Below are 3,299 nucleotides of genomic sequence, written 5' to 3'. Positions count from 1 at the left end.
ATCGGCCTGATCGCCGACATCGGCCAGCCGGACTACTTCAAGCCGAGCTCTCGGAGTTGAAGGATTGCCTGGAGCGGATCGTCTCAAATTTCATGCTTGTCACCGGAGTTGCGCAGTCGAGTTCAATCCGTTGCAAGCGCCGCCGTCGCGGCCGCGATGACTTCGTCCTGTAGCGGCGAGGCGCCGAGGGCGCGGGCCATGACGACAGTACCGATCAGCATCGTCAGTGTGCGGATCGCTTCCGCGCGCGCGTCATGCTCTGCAACGCCGCGCGCAATCAGGCCGGCTGCAACGCGCGTGATCAACTGCTCGGCGCCGACGGTGAATTCCGTGCCGAGCACGTCCGGCATCCGCCCGGCGTCGGCACCGAAGCCCGCCGCGGGACAGCCCATCCCGGGATGGGCGATGTGCTCGCGCGACAGGTAGCGCGCCACGTAGGCGGCGAGCGCCGCTTCGGCGCCGCCTGTGTCCATGTCGCGGTCGATGCCGCCGGCCATCGCGGCGAAGGCGTGCCGCGTGGCGGCAGCGAGCATGTCGTTCTTCGACGCGAAGTGCCGGTAGAAGCCGCCCTGCGTCATGCCGGCGGCGGCCATCACGTCAGCGATGCTGGCCCCCGCGACTCCGCGCTCGCGCAGCAGGCGCGCCGCCGTATCGACGATTTTCGCTTTGCTCTCAGCGGTTTGTTCCCTGGTCTTGCGCATGTGATCGAACCTGTCTCGTGTCGCTTGACAATTTAGCGGTCGTTCGACATCTTTGCAATTAGAGTTCGATCGAAATCTAAATAGGAGCTGACCATGACCAGCCCATCCCTGCGTCCGCTGACCGAGGCCGAGCGCCTCCGCCGGGCCTATGGCACCTATGCGGTCGTGACCGGCGCCTCCGATGGGATCGGCCGCGCGGTGGCTATGCGGCTGGCGGAGGCCGGCTTCGGCCTCGTACTGGTCGCGCGGCGCCGCGCCGTGCTGGAGGCGCTCGCCGCCGAGCTCGAACCGCGCACGCCCATCCGCCCGGTCGTGATCACAGCCGATCTCTCGGTGCCGGACGATGTCGACCGGATCGCGCAAGAGACCGCTGATATCGATGTCGGCCTGCTGGTCGCGGCCGCCGGCTTCGGCACTTCGGGGCCGTTCGTCGACGGCGATCTCGCAGCCGAGCTGAACATGATCGACGTCAATTGCCGCGCGCTGGCGCAGCTCACGCATCTGTTCGGGCGCCGCTTCGCCGCGCGCCGCCGCGGCGGCATCGTGCTGATGAGCTCGCTCGTCGCCTTCCAGGGCGTCCCGCGGGCCGCCAACTACGCCGCAACCAAGGCCTTCGTGCAGAGTCTCGCCGAAGGTCTCGCGCCGGAGCTCAAGCCGTTCGGCGTCGACGTGCTGGCCTCGGCGCCGGGGCCGGTGATGAGCGGCTTCGGGCAGCGCGCCCACATGACGATCCGCAGCGGCCAGACACCGGACGAGGTCGCCGTCGGCACGCTCAACATGCTCGGACGGCGCACCACGGTGCGGCCCGGCTTCCTCGCCAAGGCCCTGGAGGCGAGCCTGATGCTGCTGCCGCGCTCGGCCCGTGCCGCGATGCTGGCACGCGTGATGGCCGGCATGACGCAGGCGGCGTGAGCCGATCCTTCCCGAAGCCCGGAGTGCGCTGCCATGATGACCGACACGCCGTCCCCCGTCGCCGTCCCATCGCCTCCGCCGTCGCGGCTTTCGGCATCGGAACTGCTCGATCTTGCGCGCACCTGCGGCGCCGATGATTGCGGCCTTGCCTCGATCGACGATCCCAGCCTTGCCGAGGATCGGCCGCATATTCTCGCAGCCTTTCCCAAGACGCGCACGCTCTTGGTGCTGGTCGGACGGATGCATCGCGAGCCGGTCCGCTCGCCGGCGCGCTCGGTCGCCAATCTCGAATTTCACCGTTCGGGCGACCACATCGACGAGGTCGCGCGCGGCATCGTCCGCGTGCTGGAGGATCGCGGCATCCGCGCGCTCAATCCGGCGATGGCGTTTCCGATGGAGATGGACCGTTTTCCGGAGCGCGGCTGGATCGTGTCGCACAAGCGCGCCGCCGAGGCCGCCGGGCTCGGCCGCATGGGTATCCATCGCAGCGTCATCCATCCGCGCTTCGGCAGCTTCATCCTGCTCGGCACGGTGTTGATCGCTGCCGAGGTCGATGCGGTCGCTGCTCCGCTCGACCACAATCCATGCCTCGAATGCAAGCTGTGCGTCGCCGCCTGTCCGGTCGGGGCGATCAAGCCCGACGGAGCCTTCGACTTCTCCGCCTGCCTCACCCACAATTATCAGCAATTCATGGGCGGCTTCGTCAACTTCGTCGAGGACATCGCCGAGTCGCGCTCGGCCAACGATCTCCGCAGCCGCGTGAGCTACGCCGAGACGGTGACGCGCTGGCAGAGCCTGTCCTACGGGCCGAACTACAACGCCGCCTATTGCCTTGCCGTCTGCCCCGCCGGCCACGACGTCATCGGCCCCTATCTCGCCGACCGCAAGCAGCACGTCGCAGACGTGCTGGAGCCGCTGACGCGCAGGACCGAGCCGGTCTATGTCGTGCCCGGCAGCGACGCCGCCGACTACGTCGCGCGGCGCTTTCAGCACAAGACGATCCGCTTCGTGCGGGCGAGCGTCCGTGCGACCTCGATCCGCGGCTTCCTCGACGGCATGCGGCTGACCTTCCAGCCCGGCAAATCCAAGGGCCTGACGGCGATCTATCACTTCACCTTCACCGGCCAAGAGACGGCTGAAGCCACCGTCACCATCCGCGACCGCCGGCTGACCGTGCAGCCGGGCCATATCGGCAAGGCCGACCTCCGCATCACCGCCGACGCCAAGGCGTGGCTGCGCTTCCTCGCCAAGGAGATCTCGGTCGCACGCCTGGTCCTCACCCGCTCGCTGCGGCTGAAAGGCCCGGTCCGCCTGATGGCGGCGTTCGGCAAGTGCTTTCCATCGTAGCGTCAACCGGGACTCGGGCCCTTGGCGCGGAGAGTTTTATGCACTGTCACCGAATTTGTGACTCTACCGGCTTGCTGAGCGCTGGGCCGCGGCGCATCGATCGGATGTCGTCCGCCTCTATCGGCTCGCCCTGGAGAAGGGTGCGGCCGACGCGATCTACCACGCCGACGGCGAGGAGGGCGTCCCCATGCGCGAGGTCATCGAGGTGGTCGGCCGCGCGCTGAACGTGCCGGTCGTCTCGATCAGAAAGGAGGAGGCTGGGGACTACTACGGGCCGCTGGCGATGTTCGCGGGCCTGGACATGCCGGCCTCCAGCACCCTGACACAGCAGCGCCTGGG

3 protein-coding genes are annotated in these 3,299 nt (G+C 68.1%); 2 read left to right on the top strand and 1 reads right to left on the bottom strand.

Going from position 1 to position 3,299, the window contains the following annotated elements; translation table 11 throughout:
• Positions 1-122: 122 nt before the first annotated feature.
• Positions 123-701, bottom strand: coding sequence for a TetR/AcrR family transcriptional regulator (locus tag ACQR1F_RS32120; RefSeq protein ID WP_315800311.1), 579 nt, complete (start codon positions 699-701; stop codon positions 123-125).
• 93 nt (positions 702-794) lie between these two features.
• Here ACQR1F_RS32120 and ACQR1F_RS32115 point away from each other — a divergent pair, with 93 nt between their 5' ends.
• Together ACQR1F_RS32115 and ACQR1F_RS32110 are read left to right on the top strand one after the other, a co-directional pair.
• Positions 795-1,613, top strand: a complete 819-nt coding sequence (locus ACQR1F_RS32115; protein ID WP_434848305.1) for an SDR family NAD(P)-dependent oxidoreductase — start codon at positions 795-797, stop codon at positions 1,611-1,613.
• Between the two features lie 33 nt (positions 1,614-1,646).
• Complete coding sequence (locus ACQR1F_RS32110) at positions 1,647-2,960, top strand: SCP2 sterol-binding domain-containing protein (protein WP_434914548.1); 1,314 nt, start codon at positions 1,647-1,649, stop codon at positions 2,958-2,960.
• Positions 2,961-3,299 lie beyond the last annotated feature (339 nt).

Origin of the sequence: Bradyrhizobium sp. HKCCYLS3013 (assembly GCF_051167615.1) — a bacterium.
Taxonomy (GTDB): domain Bacteria; phylum Pseudomonadota; class Alphaproteobacteria; order Rhizobiales; family Xanthobacteraceae; genus Bradyrhizobium.
Note: the sequence above shows the minus strand (reverse complement) of the source record. Positions and strands in the feature narration are given on the sequence as shown.

Bases quoted from the DNA above. Each gene is read 5' to 3' on its own strand.
- ACQR1F_RS32120 (WP_315800311.1), bottom strand. From the start codon at position 701: ATGCGCAAGACCAGGGAACAAACCGCTGAGAGCAAAGCGAAAATCGTC.
- ACQR1F_RS32115 (WP_434848305.1), top strand. From the start codon at position 795: ATGACCAGCCCATCCCTGCGTCCGCTGACCGAGGCCGAGCGCCTCCGC.
- ACQR1F_RS32110 (WP_434914548.1), top strand. From the start codon at position 1,647: ATGATGACCGACACGCCGTCCCCCGTCGCCGTCCCATCGCCTCCGCCG.